Genomic DNA, 22,359 nt, shown 5'->3' on the forward strand with positions numbered 1-22,359 from the left:
CCCACCGACTCGCCCACACCCACCTGCCGTCCCCGGCCGGGGACCGGCACCGCGCCATCGCTCCGGAGGAGCCATGCAGATCGCCGTACTGCTCTACGACCGCTTCACCGCCCTCGACGCCATCGGGCCCTTCGACACGCTCGGCCGGCTCCAGGGCGCCGAGACGGTGTTCGTCTCCGAGCGTCCCGGGCCCGTCCGGACGGACAACGGATCACTCGCCCTGGTCGCCGACAAGGCGCTCCACGAGGTGACCCGCCCCGACATCGTCCTCGTCCCGGGCGGACCGCATCCCGAGCTGGAGATGGAGAACCCCGCCGTGCTCCAGTGGCTGCGGGACGTGGACGCGGGCACCACCTGGACAGCCTCCGTCTGCACCGGCTCCCTGCTGCTCGCCGCCGCCGGGCTGCTCGACGGGCGCAAGGCCGCCGGCCACTGGCTGTACCTGGACCGGCTGCCGCAGTTCGGGGCCGAGCCCACCGGGGAGCGGGTCGTCTTCGACGGGAAGTACGTCACCGCGGCGGGCGTCTCCGCCGGGATCGACATGGGCCTCACCCTGCTCGGCAGGATCGCCGGCGACGAGTACGCCCAGACCGTCCAGCTGATGACCGAGTACGACCCCCAGCCGCCCTACGACGCCGGTTCCCCGGCCAAGGCTCCGGCCGAGCTCGTCGCCCGGCTGCGGGCGGTCAATCCGCTGTAGGCCAGCGGAAGACGGGCGCCCGGCGCTCGAGGAACGCGGCGACACCCTCCGCGGTGTCGCCGCTCGCGGCGGCCTGGGCCGCCCAGTGGGCGTCCCGGTCGGTCCGCCCGTCCGCGAACTCCTTCGCCGCCGCCTGCGTCAGCCGCGACCGCGAGACCAGCACCCGGGTGAAGTCGGCCACCCGCTTGCCGAGTTCGCCGGCGGGCAGCAGCTCGTCCAGGAAACCGGTCCGCAGCGCCCGCTCCGCGTCGATCAACTCCCCTGAGAACAGGAGGTACTTGGCGGTGGCCGGACCGACCAGCCGGGCCAGCCGCCGGGTCGAGGAAGCCGGGTAGACGATGCCCAGCTTGGCCGGGGTCACCCCGAAGGAGGCCCCCTCCTCCGCGAACCGCAGGTCGCAGGCGGCCGCCAGCTGGCTTCCACCTCCCACGCAGAACCCGCGGATCGCGGCGAGCGTCGGCTTGGGGAAGGCGGCCAGCGCCTCCTCGGCCGCGACGGCGAGCGCCTGCGGGTCCCGCCCGCCCTCGCCGGTCAGCGAGGAGATGTCCGCGCCCGCGCAGAAGGTCGCTCCCGCCCCGGTCAGTACCAGCACCCGCACGGCCGGATCGGCGGCCAGTCCCGGCAGCAGCTCCGGCAGCGCCCGCCACATGGCGGCCGTCATGGCGTTGCGCTTGGCGGGGTGCGAGATGACGACGGTGGCGACCCCGTCGTCGACGGTGTGCAGGAGGGCTGCGTCCCGGGCTGCGTCCATGCGCCGGATGCTATCCCGGGGGGTCGAACCCGTGATCGGGGGAGTCGTCGTCCGGGGGGTGCGAGGAGGCGGCACGTCCATGGACGCAGACCGTCGCCGCCGCGCCGCTTGTTCCTGACCGGCGGGCTGTTCCGGCTCGCGGACGCGGTCCTGGGCCTGGTCAGCGACGACGCGGCGCGGCTGCCGTCCGCCGACGCGGAACGGACGCGAGAGGCGGCCGGGAAAGCGTCCCGCAGAAGATCAGGAACGGTCGAACAACTGACTCTGTCATACGCCCTCGGTCAGAAAGCGTCCGATAGGCGCTGACTTGTGGTCAGGAGCGCGGCCCGGAACAGGCTGTTCCCCACTCTGGACGCGTGGAGACGATCGAGCGCGAAGACGGGGGACGGAAGATGGATGTCAGCGGGAACGTCCCGCCAGCCCGGGAGGCGGAGGCAGAGGCTCCGGCCGACCCCCTCGCCTATGAGGGAGTGTGGAGGTTCACCGCTCCCGCGGTTGAAGAATCCGTTCCGCAGGCACGCCGCGCGGTCCGGGACCTGCTCGGGCGCCAGGGGGTGGCCGCCCGGCAGGACCTCGTGTACTCGCTCCTGCTGATCGTCTCCGAGCTCGTGACGAACTCGGTCCGGCACGCCGCCCTGCTGTCGCCGGAGGTCGCCGTCGAGGTCGCCATCGGCCGCGAGTGGGTACGGGTGGCCGTCGAGGACAACCACCCGTACCGGCCCAAGGCGCTGGAGGCGGATTTCGGCCAGACCGGCGGCCGGGGCCTGCTCCTGGTGCGGGAGGTCACCCGGGAAGCCGGCGGGGTGTGCGACGTCGAGCACACCGCGACGGGCGGCAAGGTCATCTGGGCGGCCCTGCCGCTGACCGCCCCGGCCGCACCCTAGGCCCCGGCCGCACCCGCCGGACAGGGAGCGGGCCCGGCCGGGAGCGGGCCCGGGCTACCAGCCCGCGGCGTCGCCGGTCAGTTCGCGGATCGCGGGCCGGGCCGCGTCCAGCACGGTCATGAACCAGGCCGAGAACGGCGCCTCGGCGTGCCGCTTCGCCAGCTCCTCCGCGGTGACGAAGGCGGTGTCCCCGACCTCCTCCGCATCCGGCCGCGGCGAGGACTGGGCCAGTCCCACGAAGAGGTGGTTGAACTCCTGCTCCACCAGACCCGACGCGGGGTCCGGGTGGTTGTAGCGGACCGTCCCCGCCTCCGCGAGCAGCGACGGCGACAGCCCGAGCTCCTCGTGGGTCCGCCGGGCCGCGGCCGCGAACGGCGACTCCCCGGGGTAGGGGTGACCGCAGCAGGTGTTCGACCAGACGCCGGGGGAGTGGTACTTCCCGAGGGCCCGCTGCTGGAGCAGCAGACGACCCCGCTCGTCGAAGAGGAACACGGAGAACGCCCGGTGCAGCAGCCCGGGAGCCTGATGAGCGGAGAGCTTCTCCGCCGTGCCGATGGTGTTGCCGGACTCGTCGACCAGTTCGAGCATGATCGGTTCTTGAGTTCCGGTGCCGTTGGTCGCGCTGCTCGCGGCGGTGGCTGGTGGTGTCGGCATACCCATCCTTCGCTTCGGACTCCGGCCCTCAGTCTGCCGTACAAAAGCGGCTTGTCCCCACTTCGGACATCCGCGCATGTCTGCCCCCCGTCGCGTGATAAGCGACGGGGGGCGGATCACCCGCGGTGTCGCGGCCGGGTGGCCGGACCGGGTGTCAGACCCCGAAGGGCGCGGGATACCGGATCGTGCCCGAGGGCACCGGAACGGAATCGTCCAGTACGAGCGCCATCATGGCCTCGTCCGGCACCTCGAACGGCGCCCGGATCCCGAAGTGCGAGGCCGGCACGAAACCGAACCGCGGGTAGTACTCCGGGTGGCCCAGCACCAGGACGAGCGACTCCCCGCGCCGCCTGGCCGCGGCGAGCACGGCCCGTACGACCGAGCTGCCCGCGCCCGAGCGCTGGAGCGCCGGAGCGGCGGCCACCGGCGCGAGCGCCAGCGCCCGTGCCCCGTCCACCCGGCACACGGTGAGCAGCGCGTGCGCCGCCACCGACCCGTCCGGGCCCTCGGCCACGTACGACAGCCCGGGCACCCAGGCGTCGTCCTCGCGCAGCGCGTCCACGAGGTCCGCCTCCAGCGGGGTGCCGAAGGCCGCCAGGTTGACGGCCCGTACGGCGGCCGCGTCGGCCGGGGTCTCCGGGCGGGCGGGCCAGGCGCCGCCGTCCCCGGCGGTCACCGGGCGCAGCACGTAGCCCGTGTAGCCGTACTCGTGCCCGTGCCGGGCCCGCAGGGCGATCTCCTCGCGGGCGCCGGCCAGGGCGGCGGCCGTCGCCGGATCACCGGCCGGGGGGTGGCCGGCGACCCGCTCGGCGAGCGGACCGTAGTACTCGTCCCAGTCGGCGTCGGGCAGCTGGTGCACGCCCAGTACCCGGTAGCCGGCGGCCTGGGCGGCCGCGAGGTTGCCGGCGGTGGTCCGCAGGGGGCACTGCCCGTCCCAGAAGGCGCGGGCGCCGGCGGACGGCTCCTCGACGGTCCACTGGCACTCGGTCAGCACCAGCGTGCCGCCGGGGGCGAGCAGCCGCTTCCACCGCGCGAGCGCGGTGTCGAAGCCGATGCAGTAGGCGGAGCCCTCGGCCCAGACCAGGTCGAAGGAGCCGTCGGCGAACGCGTCGGCCTCATGGTCGAGCGCGCCCATGTCCGCCCTGACGGCGCGCACCCGGTCGCCGAGGCCGCGGGCCGAGGCGGCGGCCCTCAGTTCGTCGAGGAACGGCGCGTGGAGGTCGACGGCGGTGACGTCCGCGCCGCGCCGGCCGCCCTCCGCGGCGAGCAGGAGGGCGCTGCGGCCCGGACCGCAGCCGAGGTCCAGGACGCGCGGCCGCTCGGGCAGCGGTCCGCACAGGGACAGCAGGTGCCGGGTGGTCGCGTCGGAACCGGGGCCCTGCCGGGGCAGGCCGCCGTGCAGCGCCAAGAAGGCCTGCTCGAAAGTGGGCATGCCGGTGGAACCGGTGGAGGTGGTGTTGTCGGTCAACGTGAACCCTTGAACGGGGGCACCCGCCGACGGGGCCGTTCAGCGCCGCTCAGCGCGTGTGCGTCAGACCCGGCCGGGTGCCCGGAGGAGAAGAGGGGGGACGTACCGGAATTCGCGGCGCTCGGCCGCGACCACTGCGACGGTCATCGACCCACCTCTTTCCACTCGACACGATCAAGGGGCGTGTCCACCGTAACATCAGGGCCGTTTGTGGTAGCGCGCGTGATCGTCAATGATGATCACGCCCCGGCCCGGGGCCGGATCGCGGGCACGTCAGGGCGTAAACGGGTGGTGAACGGCTGCTTCCATTCATCCGATAGCCTCTGCCGACGTGCCGCCGCCCCCTGAGGCGCCCGTCCGGAGCCAGTCCGGACTTCGTTGCAAGGAGTGAGTTCGTCTGCCGACCGCCATCCTCACCGGCCTGCCGGTCCCCGGATCACCGCTCGCTGACGAGCTGCGCTCACTCGGCTTCGAGGTCCGCCCCGCCGCCGGTCCGAAGGACGCCGCCGCCGCCCTGGCCGCCGTACCCGCCGACCAGCGGGTGGCCGTCGTGGACAGCGACTTCGTCGGGCACGTGCACGCGCTGCGCCTGGCGCTGACCGACCCCCGCTTCGACGCCTGCGCGGTCCCCGGCGCCCTCACGGTGCAGCCCGCCGCACGCGGCGCGCTCGACCGGGCCGCCGCCGCCCCCGGTGACGGCGCGGCCCCCTACGCCGACCGGCTCGCCGCCGCGGTCGAGGCCGCCGGGACGGCCGTCCAGCGCCCCGACCTCGGCACCCTCGTCGCCGCCGTCCCCGCCGACGGGGCGGAGCGGGCCGCGGCCGTCGCCGCCGTCGCGGCCGTCGACGACGAGGCCGTACGCCTGCGGACCGCCGTGAAGTCCCGCGACGGCTTCTTCACCACCTTCTGCATCAGCCCTTACTCCCGCTACCTCGCCCGCTGGTGCGCGCGCCGCGGCCTGACCCCGAACCAGGTCACCACCGCCTCGCTGGTGACCGCGCTGGTCGCGGCCGGCTGCGCCGCCACGGGCGAGCGCTGGGGCTACGTCGCGGCGGGGGTGCTGCTGCTCCTCTCCTTCGTCCTGGACTGCACCGACGGGCAGCTCGCCCGCTACTCGCTCCAGTACTCGACGATGGGCGCCTGGCTCGACGCGACCTTCGACCGCGCGAAGGAGTACGCCTTCTACGCGGGCCTCGCGCTCGGTGCGGCCAGGAACGGCGACGACGTATGGGCGCTCGCGGTCGGCGCGATGATCCTCATGACCTGCCGGCACGTCGTGGACTTCTCCTTCAACGAGGCCAACCACGACGCCACGGCCAACACGAGCCCCACGGCCGCCCTCTCCGACCGGCTGGACAGCGTCGGCTGGACGGTCTGGGTCCGGCGGATGATCATTCTGCCGATCGGTGAGCGCTGGGCGATGATCGCGGTCCTGACCGCCGTCACCACTCCCCGGATCGTCTTCTACGCCCTGCTCGCCGGCTGCGCCTTCGGCGCGCTCTACACCACGGCCGGCCGCGTCCTGCGCTCCCTGACCCGCAGGGCGAAGAGGACCGACCGGGCCGCACAGGCCCTCGCCGACCTCGCCGACTCGGGCCCGCTGGCCGAGCTCGCGGCGCGGGTGATCGGCAGGGTCGTGCCCGGTGCCGGCGTCGCCGGCGCGGTCATCGGTTCGGCCGTCCTGCTGTGGGCGGCCTGGGCCCACGGTTTCGGCAGCCTGCAGGTGGTCGCCGCCGCCGTCTTCTACACGGTGCTGGCGGGCGCCGCCGTCGCCCGCCCGCTCAAGGGCGCCCTCGACTGGCTCGTACCGCCCGTCTTCCGGGCCGCGGAGTACACGACGGTGCTGATCCTGGCGGCCAAGGCTGACGTCCCCGGAGCCCTCCCGGCGGCATTCGGCCTGATCGCGGCGGTCGCCTACCATCACTACGACACGGTGTACCGCATTCGCGGCGGCACCGGCGCGCCCCCGCACTGGCTGGTGAGGACGATCGGCGGCCACGAGGGCCGGGTCCTGGTGACCGCGGTGCTGGCCGCCGTCCTGGCGGCGCGCGCCCCGGACTTCCCCGTCGCGCTCACGGCCATGGCCGTGTTCGTGGCACTCGTGGTGCTCGTGGAGAGCATCCGCTTCTGGGTCTCCTCCGGAGCACCCGCCGTACATGACGAAGGAGAACCAGCATGATCGGCCTTGTACTCGCTGCCGGTGCCGGACGCCGTCTGCGTCCCTACACCGACACCCTGCCCAAGGCCCTCGTGCCCGTCGGCCCCGAAGGGCAGGAGGACAGCCTCACCGTCCTCGACCTGACCCTGGGCAACTTCGCCGAGGTCGGCCTCACCGAGGTCGCCGTCGTCGTCGGCTACCGCAAGGAGGCCGTCTACGAGCGCCGCGAGGCCCTGGAGGCCAAGTACGGCGTCAAGATCACGCTGATCGACAACGACAAGGCCGAGGAGTGGAACAACGCCTACTCCCTGTGGTGCGCGCGTGACGTCCTCAAGCAGGGCGTGATCCTCGCCAACGGCGACACCGTCCACCCCGTCTCCGTCGAGCGCACCCTGCTCGCCGCCCGCGGCGACGGCCGGAAGATCATCCTCGCCCTCGACACGGTCAAGAACCTGGCCGACGAGGAGATGAAGGTCGTCACGGCCGAGGGCCGGGGCGTGCGCAGGATCACCAAGCTGATGGACCCGGCCGACGCGACGGGCGAGTACATCGGGGTCACCCTCATCGAGGCCGAGGCCGCCGAGCAGCTGGCCGACGCCCTGAAGACCACCTTCGAGCGCGACCCCGACCTCTACTACGAGGACGGCTACCAGCAGCTCGTGAACGACGGCTTCACCATCGACGTGGCTCCCATCGGCGACGTCAAGTGGGTCGAGATCGACAACCACGACGACCTCGCCAAGGGCCGGACGATCGCATGCCAGTACTGACGAGGCTCATCCCCTCGCCCGTCGTCGTCGACATCGCCAGCGGAGCGATGGACGACCTGGCCGGCCTGCTGGCCGACCAGCGGATCTCCGCCTCCGGCAAGCTGGCGATCGCGATCAGCGGGGGATCGGGCGTGGCGCTGCGGGCCAAGCTCGAGCCCGTGCTGCCGCACGCCGACTGGTACGCCGTCGTCGACGGCACCCTCGACTCCGCGGTCAAGCTCGCCGACGACATAAAGGGCCGCCGCTACGACGCCGTCGTGGGCCTGGGCGGCGGGAAGATCATCGACGTGGCGAAGTACGCCGCGGCGCGGGTCGGGCTGCCCATGGTGGCCGTCGCCACCAACCTCTCCCACGACGGCATCTGCTCGCCGGTGTCCATCCTGGACAACGACAACGGCCGCGGCTCCTACGGCGTGCCGACGCCCATCGCCATGGTGATCGACCTCGACGTGATCAAGGAGGCGCCGGTCCGGTTCATCCGCGCCGGCGTCGGCGACGCGATCTCCAACATCTCGGCGGTCGCCGACTGGGAGCTCTCGCACCAGGTCACCGGCGAGCCCGTCGACGGACTGGCCGCCGCCATGGCCCGGACCGCGGGCCAGTCGGTCCTGCGCCACCCCGGCGGCTGCGGCGACGACGAGTTCCTCACCGTGCTCTCCGAGGGCCTGGTCCTGACGGGCATCGCCATGTCGATCAGCGGGGACACCCGCCCCGCCTCCGGCGCCTGCCACGAGATCAGCCACGCATTCGACCTGCTCTACCCGGGGCGCTCCGCGCTCCACGGCGAGCAGGTCGGCATGGGCGCCGCCTTCGCGATGCACCTGCGCGGATCCGAGGAGTCGTCCGGGCTCTTCGTCGAGGTACTGCGCCGGCACGGCCTGCCGGTGACCCCCGAGGAGATCGGCTTCAGCATCGACGAGTTCGTCACGGCCGTCGAGTACGCCCCGCAGACCCGCCCGGGACGCTTCACGATCCTGGAGCACCTCAACCTGTCCGCCGCCGAGATCAGGGACGCATACGCCGACTATGCCAAGACCATCCGTAGCTGAACTGAGGCCCGTCGTCCACCCGGCGGGCGTGAAGGACCGGGTCAGCGGCGAGCACTGGGGCGGCCGCCTCTACATGCGCGAGATCTCCCTGCGCATCACCCGCCACCTGGTCATCACCAAGGTCACGCCGAACCAGCTGACCTACCTGATGACGCTCGCCGGCGTCCTCGCCGCACCGGCCCTGCTGGTGCCGGGCGTCTGGGGCGCCGTGCTCGGTGTCGTCGCCGTCCAGCTGTACCTGCTGCTCGACTGCGTCGACGGCGAGGTCGCCCGCTGGAAGAAGCAGTTCTCGCTGTCCGGCGTGTACCTCGACCGGGTCGGCGCGTACCTGTGCGACGCGGCGGTGCTCGTCGGCTTCGGCCTGCGCGCCGCGGACCTGTGGGGAGGCGGGCGCATCGACTGGCTGTGGGCCTTCCTGGGCACCCTCGCGGCGCTCGGCGCGATCCTGATCAAGGCCGAGACGGACCTGGTCGGCGTCGCCCGCCACCAGGCGGGCAAGCCCGTGGTCAAGGACGCCGCCGCCGAGCCGCGCTCGTCCGGCATGGCGCTCGCCCGCCGGGCCGCCGCCGCGCTGAAGTTCCACCGGCTCGTCCTCGGCATCGAGGCATCCCTGCTCATCCTGGTGCTGGCCGTCGTCGACCAGGTCCGCGGCGACCTGTTCTTCTCCCGGGTCGGCGTCGCGGTCCTCGCGGCCATCGCGCTGCTCCAGACCGTGCTGCACCTGGTGTCGATCCTGGCCTCCAGCAGGCTCAAGTGAGTACGCCGATGCGGCTGGGCGCCGTGATCATCACCATGGGCAACCGCCCGGACGAGCTGAAGGCGCTGCTCGACTCGGTCGCCCGGCAGGAAGGCGACCGAGTCGAGGTCGTCGTGGTGGGCCAGGGCGTGGAGGTCGCGGGCATCACGGACCTGCCGCCGGGCGTCCGTACGGTGGACCTGCCCGAGAACCTGGGCATCCCCGGCGGGCGCAACGTCGGCATCGAGGCCTTCGGCCCCGGTGGCCGCGAGGTCGACGTCCTGCTCTTCCTGGACGACGACGGACTGCTGGAGCGCACCGACACCGCCGAGCTGTGCCGGCAGGCCTTCACGGAGGACCCCTCGCTCGGCATCGTCAGCTTCCGGATCGCGGACCCCGAGACCGGGATCACACAGCGCCGGCACGTACCGCGGCTGCGCGCCTCGGACCCGCTGCGCTCCTCCCGGGTGACCACCTTCCTGGGCGGCGCCAACGCGGTGCGCACCGCGGTCTTCCAGCAGGTCGGGCCGCTCCCGGCGGAGTTCTTCTACGCGCACGAGGAGACCGACCTCGCCTGGCGGGCGCTCGACGCGGGGTGGCTGATCGACTACCGCGCGGACATGGTGCTGCTGCACCCGACGACCGCCCCCTCCCGGCACGCGGTCTACCACCGTATGGTGGCTCGTAACCGCGTGTGGCTCGCCCGCCGCAACCTGCCCGCCCCGCTGGTCCCCGTCTACGTGGGCGTCTGGCTTCTGCTGACGCTCCTGCGCAGGCCCTCGGCGCCCGCGCTCAAGGCATGGTTCGCCGGGTTCAAGGAGGGGTGGACCACGCCCTGTGGTCCTCGCCGCCCCATGAGATGGCGTACGGTCTGGCGGTTGACCCGGCTCGGCCGACCTCCTGTCATCTGACCGGCCCACGTCTGGGAACATGACGCGATCACGGGCTTCGCGCCACCAGCCCGATGCCCCTCCTGCCGCATCTTGAAGACGAAAGTTTCAACTTGTGAGTGACACAACCCACGACGGCGCCCTCGCCACGAGCAGGCCGCCGTCCGAAGACGCGGGGCTGAGCCCCGCGGAGCTCGCCAGGAAGTACGGCCTCTCCGTCAGCGGTGCCCGGCCCGGCCTGGTCGAGTACGTGCGGCAGCTCTGGGGCCGGCGCCACTTCGTGCTGGCCTTCTCGCGGGCGAGGCTGGTCGCGCAGTACAGCCAGGCGAAGCTCGGCCAGGTCTGGCAGGTGGCGACCCCACTGCTGAACGCGGCCGTCTACTGGCTGATCTTCGGCCTCATCCTCGGTGCGGGCCGGGAGATGCCCAAGGGCGTCTACGTCCCGTTCCTGATGATGGGCATCTTCGTCTTCACCTTCACCCAGAGCTCGGTGATGGCGGGCGTCCGGGCCATCTCCGGGAACCTGGGGCTGGTGCGCGCGCTGCACTTCCCGCGGGCCGCCCTGCCGGTGTCCTTCTCGCTCCAGCAGCTCCAGCAGCTCATGTACTCGATGGTCGTCGTCTTCATCATCGCCATCGGCTTCGGCAACTACCCGCGCCTGTCCTGGCTGCTGGTGATCCCGACGCTGGCCCTGCAGTTCGTCTTCAACACCGGCCTCGCCATGATCTTCGCGCGGATGGGCTCCAAGACCCCCGACCTGGCGCAGCTGATGCCGTTCGTGATGCGCACGTGGATGTACGCCTCGGGCGTCATGTTCCCGATCGGGATCTACCTCAAGGACCACCCGCAGTGGATCAGCGACGTCCTGCTGTGGAACCCGGTCGCGATCTACATGGACCTCATCCGGTTCGCCCTGATCGACGACTACGGCGCGAGCAACCTGCCCCCGCACGTCTGGCTCTTCGCCGTCGGCTGGGCCGCGGTGATCGGCCTCGGCGGCTTCGTGTACTTCTGGAAGGCTGAGGAGCGTTACGGCCGTGGCTGACCCGACCCAGGGGCGCGTCCCCACCGTGATCGCGGACGGTGTCCACATCGTCTACCGCGTCAACACCGGCAGCGCCGGCAAGGGCGCGGCCACCGCCGCGCTCAGCAAGATAATCCGCCGGAGGAAGGGCGACGCACCGGGCGTCCGGCGGGTCCACGCCGTGCGCGGCGTGTCCTTCACCGCCTACCGGGGCGAGGCCATCGGCCTCATCGGCTCCAACGGCTCCGGCAAGTCGACCCTGCTGCGGGCCATCGCGGGCCTGCTGCCCTGCGAGGAGGGCAAGGTCTACACCGACGGCCAGCCGTCGCTCCTGGGCGTCAACGCGGCCCTGATGAACGACCTCACCGGGGAGCGCAACGTCGTTCTCGGCGGTCTGGCGATGGGCATGACCCGCGAGCAGATCAGGGAGCGCTACCAGGGCATCGTCGACTTCTCGGGCATCAACGAGAAGGGCGACTTCATCTCCCTGCCGATGCGCACCTACTCCTCCGGCATGGCGGCGCGCCTGCGCTTCTCCATCGCGGCGGCGAAGGACCACGACGTCCTGATGATCGACGAGGCCCTGGCCACCGGTGACCGCGCGTTCCAGAAGCGCTCGGAGGATCGCATCCGCGAACTGCGGGAGAAGGCCGGCACCGTCTTCCTGGTGAGCCACAACAACAAGTCCATCCGCGACACCTGCGACCGGGTGCTGTGGCTGGAGAAGGGCGAGCTCCTGATGGACGGACCCACCGAAGAGGTCGTCTCGGCATACGAGAAGGCGTCCAACGGCTGACGGCCGCAGGCCGCACCCCGGGCCCACCGCCGAGGCCCCCGCCGCTCAGCGCGGCGGGGGCCTCGGCGTGTCGCGGCTGTTCCCGCCGCCGCGGAGTGGTGACATTCGGCGGCGGCCCCCGCCGGCGCGGTCCATACCCCCAAGGTCCTCGACTCGTTGTACAGCGTAAGCTGAGGCGGTCCTGAATCGCGGCGAGAGGGGACGATTCCCCGCAGGTGAACGGCCTGACGCAGACCCCGGGGAAATCCAGGCGGCGTGTCCGAAATAGGATGTATTGGGTCGGCAGTGTAGAACGGGAGATGTGACGGCAATGGCTACGGGAATTCTCCGGCCCCCAGGCGCGACGGCCGTCTCCGCCCCGGGCGGCGGGCGGTGACCCCGGGGGACGGCACCAGCGCCCTGTCCGACACGCTCCACGCGCACGCCACCCTGGGCAAGGCCGCCGCGGAGAACTTCCCCGTGGCCCCCGCGTTCCTGCCCCGCGCCTGGCGGGACGGCCTGACGGCGATCTACGGGTACGCCCGCCTCGTCGACGACATCGGCGACGGGGACCTGGCCCCCGGCGGGCGCGACGCCGTCCTCCTCGGCCTGGACCCGGCCGCGGCCGACGACCGCCCCGCCATGCTCGACGCCTTCGAGGCCGACCTGCGGCGCGTGTTCGGCGGTGGCGGCCAGCCGCGCCACCCGCTGCTGCGGGCCCTGCGCCCCGTCGTCCGCGCCCACGACCTGCCCCCCGAGCCGTTCCTCGCACTCATCGAGGCCAACCGCCAGGACCAGCGGGTCGCGCGCTACGAGACCTACGGGGACCTCCTCGCCTACTGCGAACTCTCCGCCAACCCCGTCGGCCGCCTCGTGCTCGCCCTCACTGGCACCGCCACCCCCGAGCGGATCCGGCGCTCCGACGCCGTCTGCACCGCGCTGCAGATCGCAGAGCACCTCCAGGACGTCGCCGAGGACCTCCGCCGCGACCGCGTCTACCTGCCCGCCGAGGACATGCGGCGCTTCCACGTCACGGAGGCCGACCTCGGGGCCGCGTCCGCCGGCGCGTCCGTCCGCACGCTGATCGCGTACGAGACCGAGCGCGCCCGGCAGCTGCTGGACGAGGGCACCCCCCTCGTGGGCAGCGTGCGCGGCAGGCTCCGGCTGCTGCTCGCGGGCTTCGTCGGAGGCGGCCGCGCCGCCCTCGGAGCCGTCCGCGCCGCCGGCTTCGACGTCCTGCCCGGCCCTCCCACGTCCACCAAGACCGGCTTGCTCCGCGAGGTGGCCGCCGTCCTGCGCACTGCGCCGAGAAAGGGGTGAGCCCGACCGTGGAGGGCCCCACACACGTGTCCGCGCCGGTCCTGGCGGCGTACGGCTACTGCGAGGCCGTCACCGGGTCGCAGGCGCGCAACTTCGCGTACGGCATCCGGCTGCTGCCCGCCGACAAGCGGCAGGCGATGTCCGCGCTCTACGCCTTCTCCCGGCGGGTCGACGACATCGGCGACGGCGCGCTGGCGCCCGAGGCGAAACTGGTGCGGCTGGAGGAGACCCGCGCCCTGCTCGGGCGGATCCGCGCCGAAGAGGTCGACGAGGACGACACCGACCCGGTCGCCGTCGCCCTCGCGCACGCAGCGCGCCGCTTCCCCATCCCCCTCGGCGGGCTCGACGAACTCATCGACGGGGTCCTGATGGACGTGCGCGGCGAGACCTACGAGACCTGGGACGACCTCGAGGCATACTGCCGGTGCGTGGCCGGCGCCATCGGCAGGCTCTCGCTCGGCGTGTTCGGCACCGCCGCGGGCGCCCCGGACTCCGCGCGCGCCGCCGAGTACGCCGACACCCTCGGGCTGGCCCTGCAACTCACCAACATCCTGCGGGACGTTCGCGAGGACGCCGACAACGGGCGCACCTACCTGCCCGCCGAGGACCTCGCCAAGTTCGGCTGCTCCGAAGGGTTCCTCGCGGACCGGGCCCCCGCGGGATCCGACTTCGCCGGGCTCGTCCACCACGAAGTGCGCCGCGCCCGCGCGCTGTTCGCCGAGGGCTACCGGCTGCTGCCGATGCTCGACCGGCGCAGCGGCGCCTGCGTGGCCGCCATGGCCGGCATCTACCGCCGGCTCCTCGACCGCATCGAGCGGGAGCCGGAGGCGGTCCTGCGCGGCCGCGTCTCGCTGCCCCCGCACGAGAAGGCGTACGTCGCCGTGCGCGGCCTCTCGGGCCTCGACGCCCGGACCATCACCCGCCAGAGCACCCGGAGGCGCACCTGATGCCCCCGACCCCCCGCACCCCGGCCGGCACCTCCGCCGCCCGGCGCCCGGCCCTGCCCGGTGACCGCACCCGGTCCGCGGCCCCGGCCGGTCCGCTCCCGGCGGCGCCGCGCGCCGTACCCGGTGCCGCTGCCCCGCGCCGCCCCGGACGGGCCGCCGCCGTGCCGCGGCCCCGGCCGATGGAGCACCGCGGCCGGAACGCGACCCGGGCAACCACCGCGTGGGCGCGGGCGTCTCTCCGGGCGGGCTCCGCGGACCGGGCTCCGCGGCCGACGGCCGTCGCGGTGGGCGCGGACCGGACGGGGGAGGGCGCATGAGCGACACCGATCGCCGGGCCGTGGTCATCGGCGGCGGGCTGGCCGGGGTCACCGCCGCACTCGAACTCGCCGACGCCGGCCTGCGGGTGACCCTGCTCGAAGGCCGCCCGCGCCTCGGCGGGCTGGCGTTCTCCTTCAAGCGCGGCGAACTCACCGTGGACAACGGCCAGCACGTCTACCTGCGCTGCTGCACCGCCTACCGGTGGTTCCTCGACCGTGTCGACGGCGCCGCCCTCGCCCCGCTCCAGGACCGGCTCGACGTGCCCGTCCTGGACGTCGCCCACCCGCGCGGGCCGCGCCTGGGCAGGCTGCGCCGCAGCGCCCTGCCGGTCCCCCTGCACCTGGCCGGATCGCTGGCCCGCTACGGCCACCTGTCCCTCGCCGAACGCGCCGGCGTCGGCCGCGCCGCCCTCGCGCTGCGCCGGCTCGACCCCGCCGACCCGGCCCTGGACGGCCTGGACTTCGCGACCTGGCTCGCCCGCCACGGCCAGTCCCCCCGCACCATCGAGGCCCTGTGGGACCTCGTCGGCATCGCCACCCTCAACGCCACCGCCGGGGACTCCTCCCTGGGCCTCGCCGCCATGGTCTTCAAGACCGGCCTGCTCTCCGAGAACGGCGCCGCCGACATCGGCTGGGCCCGCGTCCCCCTCGGCGACCTGCACGACACGCTCGCCCGCAAGGCCCTCGACGCCGCCGGGGTGCGCACGGAACTGCGCGCCCGGGTCACCGCCGTCTCCCGTACGCCCGAGGGGACGTGGCGCGTCGACACCGAGGACGAGTCCCTCGAGGCCGGCACCGCCGTCCTCGCCGTCCCGCAGCGCGAGGCGCACGGGCTGCTGCCGTCCGGCGCGCTCGCCGACCCCGACAAGCTGCTCGACATCGGCACCGCCCCGATCCTCAACGTCCACGTCGTGTACGACCGCAAGGTCCTCAAGCAGCCCTTCTTCGCGGCGCTGGGCTCCCCGGTGCAGTGGGTCTTCGACCGCACCGACTCCTCCGGACTCCCCGACGGCGGCCAGTACCTCGCACTGTCCCAGTCCGCCGCCCAGGACGACATCGACGAACCGGTGTCCGTCCTGCGGGCCAAGTACCTGCCGGAGCTCGAACGGCTGCTGCCCGCCGCGCGCGGCGCCAAGGTGCGGGACTTCTTCGTCACCAGGGAGCGGACGGCCACCTTCGCTCCCGCACCCGGCGTCGGCCGGCTGCGCCCCGGCGCGCGGACCGACACGCCGGGGCTGTATCTGGCCGGTGCGTGGACCGCCACCGGTTGGCCCGCGACCATGGAGAGCGCCGTCCGCAGCGGCATCAGCGCGGCGCACGCCGCACTCGCCGCGCTCGGCCGCCCCCGCGAACACCCTCTGCAGGAGGCGGCATGACGACCACCAGCACCACCAGCACCACCGGCACAGCACGTACAGGAACCAGAGGAGAGCCAGTGAACCCGGGGAATCCGGCTGTCGAGAACACGGATGCCAGCGTGGGCGCAGCCGCCGGGGGAGTGGAGCAGGCCGACACGCTCGCCCTCCTGGAGCGGGGCCGCACGCTGTCGACGCCCGCGCTCCGTGCCGCCGTGGACCGGCTCGCCCCGCCCATGGACACCGTCGCCGCCTACCACTTCGGCTGGATCGACACCCACGGCAACCCCGCGGACGGTGACGGCGGCAAGGCCGTCCGTCCCGCCCTGGCCCTGCTGTCCGCGGAAGCCGCGGGCGCTGCCGCCGAGGTCGGCGTCCCCGGCGCCGTGGCCGTCGAGCTCGTGCACAACTTCTCGCTGCTCCACGACGACCTGATGGACGGCGACGAGCAGCGCCGCCACCGCGACACGGTGTGGAAGGTGCACGGGCCGGCCCTGGCGATCCTGGTGGGCGACGCGCTCTTCGCCCTGGCGAACGAGGTGCTGCTGGAGCTCGGCACCGTCGAGGCGGGCCGCGCGGCGCGCCGGCTGACCACCGCCAGCCGCAAGCTCATCGACGGGCAGGCCCAGGACATCTCCTACGAGCACCGCGAGCGCGTCAGCGTCGAGGAGTGCCTGGAGATGGAGGGCAACAAGACGGGCGCCCTGCTCGCCTGTTCCGTCTCCATCGGCGCCGTGCTCGGCGGCGCCGACGACCGCACGGCCGACAAGCTCGAGGAGTACGGGTACCACCTGGGCCTCGCCTTCCAGGCCGTGGACGACCTCCTCGGCATCTGGGGCGACCCGGACGCCACCGGCAAGCAGACGTGGAGCGACCTGCGCCAGCGCAAGAAGTCCCTGCCGGTGGTCGCCGCCCTCGCGGCCGACGGGCCCGCCGCCGAGGAGCTCGCCCAGCTGCTGGCCGCCGATGCCAAGAGCAACGACTTCGAGAACTTCTCCGAGGAGGAGTTCGCGGCCCGCGCGGCGCTCATCGAGGCGGCGGGGGGACGGCAGTGGACCGCCGACGAGGCGCGCCGCCAGCACGCGGTGGCGATCAGGGCCCTGGACGACGTCGACATGCCGCAGCGCGTGCGCGACCAGCTGGTCGCCCTCGCCGACTTCGTCGTCGTGCGCAAGAGGTGAACGGCGCACGCAAGCTGATATGACTCGCTAGTCGCCGGCCGGCGCCGTCGCCCCGAGAGAGGCGCGCCCCGGCCGACGGCAGACCCCAGCACAGCAGAGGACAGACTGCACGAAGGGGAAGCCATGACAGCGACGACCGACGGCGGTGCCGAGGGCGCCGGCGTGGGCAGCGACACCACCACCGGGACCGCGCCGGCCCCCAGGGCGGCCACCGAGGCCGAGGTCCGACCGGCCCGCCCGGCAGCCGAGCCGGGCGGCTGCGGGCACGGCCTCACCGTCGCCCCGCCCGAACCACCCGCCCCCCTCCCACCCGGGCCGGCCGCCGCCGGCCTGCGGCAGGAGGCGTACGAGGCGGCCGCGCGGGCCACCCGGCACCTGCTGGCGCGCCAGGACGCCGAAGGGTGGTGGAAGGGCGACCTGGAGACCAACATCACCATGGACGCCGAGGACCTGCTGCTGCGCCAGTTCCTCGGGATCCGGGACGAGGCCACCACCCGCGCCGCCGCCCTCTTCATCCGCGGCCGGCAGCATGCCGACGGGACCTGGGCCACCTTCCACGGCGGACCGCCCGAACTCTCGGCCACCATCGAGGCGTACGTGGCCCTGCGCCTCGCCGGTGACGCGCCCGACGCCCCGCACATGTCCCGCGCGTCGGCCTGGATCCGGGCGCACGGCGGCATCGCCTCCGCCCGGGTCTTCACCCGGGTCTGGCTGGCCCTGTTCGGCTGGTGGAGCTGGGAACACCTGCCCGAACTCCCGCCCGAGCTGATGTTCCTGCCCTCCTGGGTGCCGCTGAACATCTACGACTTCGGTTGCTGGGCCCGCCAGACCATCGTTCCCCTCACGATCGTCTCGGCGCTGCGTCCCGTCCGCCCCGCCCCCTTCGCCCTCGACGAGCTGCACACCGACGCACGGGTGCCGAACCCCGCCAAACGCCCCGCCCCCCTGGCGAGTTGGGACGGCGTCTTCCAGCGGATGGACAGGGCCCTGCACGTCTACCGGCGGTTCGCCCCGCGCCGGCTGCGCAAGGCGGCCATGTCCGCCGCCGCCCGCTGGATCGTCGAGCGGCAGGAGAACGACGGCTGCTGGGGCGGCATCCAGCCGCCCGCCGTGTACTCGGTCATCGCCCTGCACCTGCTCGGCTACGACCTCGGCCACCCGGTGATGCGCGCCGGACTGGAATCCCTCGACCGTTTCGCGGTGTGGCGCGAGGACGGCGCCCGGATGATCGAAGCCTGCCAGTCCCCGGTCTGGGACACCTGCCTCGCCGCGATCGCCCTGGCCGACGCGGGCCTGCGCCCCGACCACCCGGCGCTGGTCAAGGCCGCCGACTGGATGCTCGGCGAGGAGGTCGTGCGCAGCGGTGACTGGGCGGTACGACGGCCCGGCCTCGCCCCGGGCGGCTGGGCGTTCGAGTTCCACAACGACACCTATCCCGACATCGACGACACCGCCGAGGTCGTCCTCGCGCTGCGCCGCGTCAAGCACCCCGAACCCGCCCGGGTCGAGGCGGCCATCGCCCGCGGCGTGTCCTGGACCTTCGGCATGCAGTCCGGGAACGGTGCGTGGGGCGCCTTCGACGCCGACAACACCAGCCCCTTCCCCAACCGGCTTCCCTTCTGCGACTTCGGCGAGGTCATCGACCCGCCCTCGGCCGACGTCACCGCCCACGTGGTCGAGATGCTCGCCGTCGAGGGCAGGGCGGGCGACGCGCGCACCCGGCGCGGCATCGCGTGGCTGCTCGCCGAACAGGAGCCCGACGGCGCCTGGTTCGGACGCTGGGGCACCAACTACGTCTACGGAACGGGTTCGGTGGTGCCCGCCCTCACGGCGGCCGGCCTCAGCCCGAGGCACCCCGCGATCCGGCGCGCCGTGCGCTGGCTGGAGTCCGTACAGAACGAGGACGGAGGGTGGGGCGAGGACCAGCGCTCCTACCAGGACCGCTCCTGGGCCGGGAAGGGCGCCTCCACCCCCTCGCAGACCGCGTGGGCGCTGATGGCCCTGCTCTCGGCGGGCGAGCGGGACGGCGGGGCCGTCGAACGGGGCATCGGCTACCTGGTGGCCACCCAGGACGAGGAGGGCTCCTGGGACGAGCCCCACTTCACGGGCACCGGCTTCCCCTGGGACTTCTCCATCAACTACCACCTGTACCGGCTGGTGTTCCCGCTCACCGCGTTGGGGCGCTACCTGCACGGGGAACCGTTCGCGGCCGCCGGGGGGTCCTGATGTCCGGGGCCTGGGCCGGGGCCGGGGCTGGGGCCGGGGACGCGGCAGAGCGACCCGGCCCGCTGCTGGTGGCCTGCGCGCTGCGCATCGAGCAGGCGGCGCTGCGCAGCGCCGGCCGCGGGGACCACGCCCTGCTGCGCACCGGCATGGGCCCGCGCGCGGCCGGGCGGTCCGTGGAACGGGCGCTGGAGCGGCCGGGGATGGAGCGGGCCGCCGTCCTCGCGACCGGGTTCTGCGCTGGGCTGGTTCCCGGCATGCACCCCGGCGACCTGGTCGTCGCCGAGGAGACCCGGGACCGGCACGGGGTCGTCGCCTGCACCGGGACCTCCCTGCTCGCCGAGGCACTGGCCCGGGCCGCCCCCGGCCGGACCGTGCACACCGGTGCGCTGACCGGATCCGACCGCGTCGTCCGCGGCCAGGAGCGTGCGCGGCTGCGGGCCACCGGCGCCGTCGCCGTGGACATGGAGTCCGCCGCGACCCTGTGGGCCGCCACCGGGGGCGGCGGCGGCCCGTCACGGGGAGGGCGCCCGGTTGCGGCCGTCCGGGTGATCGTCGACGCCCCGGAGCACGAGCTCGTCCGGATCGGCACGGTCCGCAGTGGAATATCGGCCTTCCGTGTACTGCGTGCCGTACTGCCCGCGTTTTACGACTGGCACCGTTCTTTGCTGCTCCCCAGGAGGTGAGCCAGATGGCCATGCCGCTGCGCCAGACCGTCAGGGTCGGGACCTATCTGCTCGAACAGAAGCTCCGCAAGCGGGAGAAGTTCCCGCTGATCGTCGAACTGGAACCGCTGTACGCCTGCAACCTGGCCTGTGAGGGGTGCGGGAAGATCCAGCACCCGGCCGGGGTGCTCAAGCAGCGGATGCCGGTCGCCCAGGCGGTCGGCGCCGTACTGGAGTCCGGTGCGCCCATGGTGTCCATCGCGGGCGGTGAGCCCTTGATGCACCCGCAGATCCACGAGATCGTCCGCCAGTTGACAGCCAAGCGGAAGTACGTGTTCCTCTGCACGAACGCGCTGCTCATGCGCAAGAAGATGGACAAGTTCACCCCTTCCCCGTACTTCGCCTTCGCCGTGCACATCGACGGGCTGCGCGAGCGGCACGACGAGTCCGTGGCCAAGGAAGGCGTCTTCGACGAGGCGGTCGCGGCCATCAAGGAGGCGAAGAAGCGCGGGTTCCGGGTGACCACCAACTCCACCTTCTTCAACACCGACACCCCGCAGACGATCATCGAGGTGCTCAACTACCTCAACGACGAGCTCCAGGTGGACGAGATGATGATCTCGCCCGCGTACGCCTATGAAAAGGCACCCGACCAGGAGCACTTCCTGGGTGTCGAGCAGACCCGCGAACTGTTCAGGAAGGCGTTCGCGGGCGGCAACCGCAGGCGCTGGCGGCTCAATCACTCGCCGCTCTTCCTGGACTTCCTGGAAGGAAAGGCCGATTTCCCCTGCACGGCCTGGGCCATTCCCAATTACTCCCTCTTCGGCTGGCAGCGACCCTGTTACCTGATGAGCGACGGCTATGTGCCCACCTACCGGGAATTGATCGACGAAACCGACTGGAGCAAGTACGGCCGGGGCAAGGACCCGCGCTGCGCGAACTGCATGGCGCACTGCGGATACGAGCCCACCGCCGTCCTCGCCACCATGGGATCCCTCAAGGAGTCCCTGCGGGCGGCCCGCGAGACGATCGGCGGCAACCGGGGCGCCTCGTCATGACCGCCGTTCCACCGGAGGGGGGCGGCCGGGCCGGGGGGTTCGACCTCGGGGCCCTGCTGGCCGAGCGCGGGGGCGAGCGGTACGAGCTGCACGCCCGGCACCTCAACCACCAGCTGCCGCGGATGCTGCACACCATCGGCTTCGACAAGGTCTACGAGCGCGCCGAGGGCGCCCACTTCTGGGACGCCGAGGGCAACGACTACCTCGACATGCTGGCCGGGTTCGGGGTGATGGGCCTGGGGCGGCACCACCCGGTGGTCCGCCGCGCCCTGCACGACGTCCTCGACGCCCAGCTCGCCGACCTCACCCGCTTCGACTGCCAGCCACTGCCGGGGCTGCTGGCGGAGAAGCTGCTCTCGTACAGCCCCCACCTCGACCGGGTCTTCTTCGGCAACAGCGGCACCGAGGCGGTGGAGACGGCCCTGAAGTTCGCCCGGTACGCCACGGGCCGGCCCAGGGTCCTCTACTGCGACCACGCCTTCCACGGCCTGACGACGGGTGCCCTCTCGGTCAACGGGGAGGGCGGCTTCCGCGACGGGTTCGCCCCCCTGCTGCCCGATACGAAGATCGCCCTGGGGGACCTGGGTGCCCTGGAGCGGGAGCTGCGCAAGGGGGACGTGGCCGCCCTGATCGTGGAGCCGATCCAGGGCAAGGGCGTGCTCGCCGCCCCGCCCGGATACCTGCCCGCCGCGCAGGAGCTGCTGCGCCACCACAAGGCGCTGCTGATCGCCGACGAGGTGCAGACCGGCCTCGGACGGACCGGTGACTTCTATGCGTACCAGCACGAACCGGGCGTGGAGCCCGACCTGGTGTGCGTGGCCAAGGCGCTCTCGGGCGGCTACGTGCCGGTCGGCGCGACACTGGGCAGGGACTGGATCTTCAAGAAGGTCTACTCCTCCATGGACCGGGTCCTCGTGCACTCCGCCAGTTTCGGCTCCAACGCGCAGGCGATGGCGGCTGGACTGGCGGTGCTGTCGGTCATGGACGACGAGGAGGTCGTCGCGAACGCCCGGGCCATGGGCGATCTGCTCCGCGGCCGGCTCGCGGCCCTGGTGGAGGAGTACGAGCTGCTGCACGAGGTGCGCGGGCGCGGGCTGATGATCGGCATCGAGTTCGGCCGGCCGTCCTCGCTGGGGCTGCGCGGCCGGTGGAGCATGCTCCAGGCGGCCCGCAAGGGGCTCTTCGCGCAGATGGTCGTGGTGCCGCTGCTGCAGAAGCACCGCATCCTCACGCAGGTGTCCGGGGACCACCTGGAGGTGATCAAGCTGATTCCGCCGCTGATCGTGGACGAGACCGACGTGGACCGGTTCGTCGGCGCCTTCCGGGCGGTCATGGACGAGGCGCACGGCGGGTCGGGGCTGATGTGGGAGTTCGGCAGGACCCTGGTGAAGCAGGCCGTCGGCAACCGGTGACGGCCCGCTCCGGCAGGGGCGG

General features: G+C 73.0%; 20 protein-coding genes. 17 read left to right on the forward strand and 3 right to left on the reverse strand.

Going from position 1 to position 22,359, the window contains the following annotated elements; all coding sequences use genetic code 11:
* The first annotated feature begins 73 nt into the window (after positions 1-73).
* Entirely contained in the window at positions 74-700 is a 627-nt protein-coding gene (locus tag AC07FY_RS04650) for a DJ-1/PfpI family protein (RefSeq protein WP_479000337.1), read from the forward strand.
* Here AC07FY_RS04650 and AC07FY_RS04655 read toward each other — a convergent pair.
* Complete coding sequence (locus tag AC07FY_RS04655) at positions 687-1,451, reverse strand: enoyl-CoA hydratase/isomerase family protein (RefSeq protein ID WP_479000340.1); 765 nt, start codon at positions 1,449-1,451, stop codon at positions 687-689. The genes AC07FY_RS04650 and AC07FY_RS04655 overlap by 14 nt on opposite strands.
* Before the next feature lie 356 nt (positions 1,452-1,807).
* Here AC07FY_RS04655 and AC07FY_RS04660 point away from each other — a divergent pair, with 356 nt between their 5' ends.
* The gene (locus AC07FY_RS04660; protein ID WP_479000343.1) at positions 1,808-2,335 is read left to right on the forward strand and encodes an ATP-binding protein; all 528 of its coding nucleotides are present in this window, start codon (positions 1,808-1,810) and stop codon (positions 2,333-2,335) included.
* Positions 2,336-2,389: 54 nt separating this feature from the next.
* On the opposite strand, the gene idi is transcribed toward AC07FY_RS04660, so the two are convergent.
* A complete protein-coding gene (gene idi / locus AC07FY_RS04665) occupies positions 2,390-2,989 on the reverse strand; it encodes an isopentenyl-diphosphate Delta-isomerase (protein WP_479000346.1) in 600 nt (199 codons plus the stop codon).
* Between the two features lie 154 nt (positions 2,990-3,143).
* The gene (locus tag AC07FY_RS04670; protein ID WP_479000349.1) at positions 3,144-4,457 is read right to left on the reverse strand and encodes a GNAT family N-acetyltransferase; all 1,314 of its coding nucleotides are present in this window, start codon (positions 4,455-4,457) and stop codon (positions 3,144-3,146) included.
* A gap of 550 nt (positions 4,458-5,007) precedes the next feature.
* Between AC07FY_RS04670 and AC07FY_RS04675 the strand changes: the two genes are divergently transcribed.
* From AC07FY_RS04675 to AC07FY_RS04745, 15 genes are all read left to right on the forward strand, one after another.
* Positions 5,008-6,636, forward strand: a complete 1,629-nt coding sequence (locus AC07FY_RS04675; protein ID WP_479000352.1) for a DUF5941 domain-containing protein — start codon at positions 5,008-5,010, stop codon at positions 6,634-6,636.
* Entirely contained in the window at positions 6,633-7,385 is a 753-nt protein-coding gene (locus tag AC07FY_RS04680) for a phosphocholine cytidylyltransferase family protein (protein WP_479000355.1), read from the forward strand. Before AC07FY_RS04675 ends, AC07FY_RS04680 begins: the two co-directional genes overlap by 4 nt.
* Positions 7,373-8,434, forward strand: coding sequence for an iron-containing alcohol dehydrogenase family protein (locus AC07FY_RS04685; RefSeq protein WP_479000358.1), 1,062 nt, complete (start codon positions 7,373-7,375; stop codon positions 8,432-8,434). The genes AC07FY_RS04680 and AC07FY_RS04685 overlap by 13 nt, the downstream gene beginning before the upstream one ends.
* Entirely contained in the window at positions 8,412-9,191 is a 780-nt protein-coding gene (locus tag AC07FY_RS04690; RefSeq protein WP_479000360.1) for a CDP-alcohol phosphatidyltransferase family protein, read from the forward strand. The genes AC07FY_RS04685 and AC07FY_RS04690 overlap by 23 nt, the downstream gene beginning before the upstream one ends.
* Before the next feature lie 8 nt (positions 9,192-9,199).
* On the forward strand, positions 9,200-10,081 hold the full coding sequence (locus AC07FY_RS04695; protein WP_479001542.1) for a glycosyltransferase family 2 protein: 882 nt from the start codon (positions 9,200-9,202) through the stop codon (positions 10,079-10,081).
* 94 nt (positions 10,082-10,175) lie between these two features.
* On the forward strand, positions 10,176-11,105 hold the full coding sequence (locus AC07FY_RS04700; protein WP_479000363.1) for an ABC transporter permease: 930 nt from the start codon (positions 10,176-10,178) through the stop codon (positions 11,103-11,105).
* Positions 11,098-11,880 (forward strand): ABC transporter ATP-binding protein, encoded by a 783-nt coding sequence (locus tag AC07FY_RS04705; RefSeq protein WP_479000366.1) that lies wholly within the window; start codon positions 11,098-11,100, stop codon positions 11,878-11,880. The genes AC07FY_RS04700 and AC07FY_RS04705 overlap by 8 nt, the downstream gene beginning before the upstream one ends.
* Before the next feature lie 372 nt (positions 11,881-12,252).
* Entirely contained in the window at positions 12,253-13,179 is a 927-nt protein-coding gene (gene hpnC, locus AC07FY_RS04710) for a squalene synthase HpnC (RefSeq protein ID WP_479000369.1), read from the forward strand.
* Positions 13,176-14,126 carry a presqualene diphosphate synthase HpnD gene (gene hpnD / locus AC07FY_RS04715; protein ID WP_479000372.1) on the forward strand — a complete coding sequence of 317 codons (951 nt, stop codon included), beginning with the start codon at positions 13,176-13,178 and terminating at the stop codon, positions 14,124-14,126. The genes hpnC and hpnD overlap by 4 nt, the downstream gene beginning before the upstream one ends.
* Before the next feature lie 313 nt (positions 14,127-14,439).
* Positions 14,440-15,819 carry a hydroxysqualene dehydroxylase HpnE gene (hpnE, locus tag AC07FY_RS04720; RefSeq protein WP_479000375.1) on the forward strand — a complete coding sequence of 460 codons (1,380 nt, stop codon included), beginning with the start codon at positions 14,440-14,442 and terminating at the stop codon, positions 15,817-15,819.
* Between the two features lie 59 nt (positions 15,820-15,878).
* Entirely contained in the window at positions 15,879-16,979 is a 1,101-nt protein-coding gene (locus AC07FY_RS04725; RefSeq protein ID WP_479001545.1) for a polyprenyl synthetase family protein, read from the forward strand.
* A 123-nt stretch (positions 16,980-17,102) separates the two neighbouring features.
* Positions 17,103-19,205, forward strand: coding sequence for a squalene--hopene cyclase (shc, locus tag AC07FY_RS04730; protein ID WP_479000378.1), 2,103 nt, complete (start codon positions 17,103-17,105; stop codon positions 19,203-19,205).
* Entirely contained in the window at positions 19,205-19,888 is a 684-nt protein-coding gene (locus AC07FY_RS04735) for a phosphorylase family protein (protein WP_479000381.1), read from the forward strand. The genes shc and AC07FY_RS04735 overlap by 1 nt, the downstream gene beginning before the upstream one ends.
* Before the next feature lie 5 nt (positions 19,889-19,893).
* Positions 19,894-20,925, forward strand: coding sequence for an adenosyl-hopene transferase HpnH (gene hpnH / locus AC07FY_RS04740; RefSeq protein ID WP_479000384.1), 1,032 nt, complete (start codon positions 19,894-19,896; stop codon positions 20,923-20,925).
* Positions 20,922-22,337: an aspartate aminotransferase family protein gene (locus AC07FY_RS04745; RefSeq protein WP_479000387.1), complete on the forward strand. Its 1,416-nt coding sequence runs from the start codon at positions 20,922-20,924 to the stop codon at positions 22,335-22,337. Before hpnH ends, AC07FY_RS04745 begins: the two co-directional genes overlap by 4 nt.
* Positions 22,338-22,359 lie beyond the last annotated feature (22 nt).

The organism is Streptomyces sp. NPDC045967, from assembly GCF_056430495.1.